This is a genomic window from Bradyrhizobium sp. 197 (assembly GCF_023073375.1).
Taxonomy (GTDB): Bacteria; Pseudomonadota; Alphaproteobacteria; order Rhizobiales; family Xanthobacteraceae; genus Bradyrhizobium.
In genome coordinates this window covers 1-711 of the sequence record NZ_JADPJJ010000080.1, presented here as the reverse complement: position 1 = coordinate 711, position 711 = coordinate 1, and the positions used below count along the sequence as shown (strand labels likewise).

Sequence of the window (711 nt, the reverse complement as noted above, 5' to 3'; positions counted from 1 at the left end):
GGCGACTTCACGATCGATGCCAACGGGGCCTGGAGCTACGCCGGTAACGGCGCCCACGACGAGCTCACCGCCGGTCAGCAGGTCCAGGACCAGTTCACGGTCACCAGCCTGGACGGCACCGCGAGTGGCATCGTGACGGTGACCATCACCGGCAGCAACGATGCGGCCACGGTCTCGTCGGACTCGAAGCCCGTCACGGAAGGCGACACTGCCGCCGCGTTGAACGCCTCGGGCCAGCTGACGATCGTGGATCCCGACAGCGGTGAAGCCCACGTCGTGGCCCAGACCAACGCCCACGGGACCTACGGCGACTTCACGATCGATGCCAACGGGGCCTGGAGCTACGCCGGTAACGGCGCCCACGACGAACTCACCGCCGGCCAGCAGGTCCAGGACCAGTTCACGGTCATCAGCCAGGACGGCACCGCGAGCGGCATCGTCACAGTGACCATCACCGGCAGCAATGATGCGGCCACGGTCTCGTCGGACTCGAAGTCTATCACCGAGGGCAATGCCGCCGCCGCGCTGAACACCTCCGGCCAGCTTAGCATCACCGATCCCGACACGGGCGAAGCCCACGTCGTGGCCCAGAGCAACGCCCACGGGACCTATGGCGACTTCACGATCGATGCCAACGGGGCCTGGAGCTACGCCGGTAACGGCGCCCACGACGAGCTCACCGCCGGTCAGCAGGTCCAGGACCAGTTCACG

The 711-nt window shown here is 67.2% G+C and carries 1 protein-coding gene; it reads left to right on the top strand.

Annotated elements, in window-relative coordinates; translation table 11 throughout:
• On the top strand, window positions 1-711 hold a 711-nt coding region (locus IVB27_RS19890), incomplete at both ends, for a VCBS domain-containing protein (protein WP_247445016.1).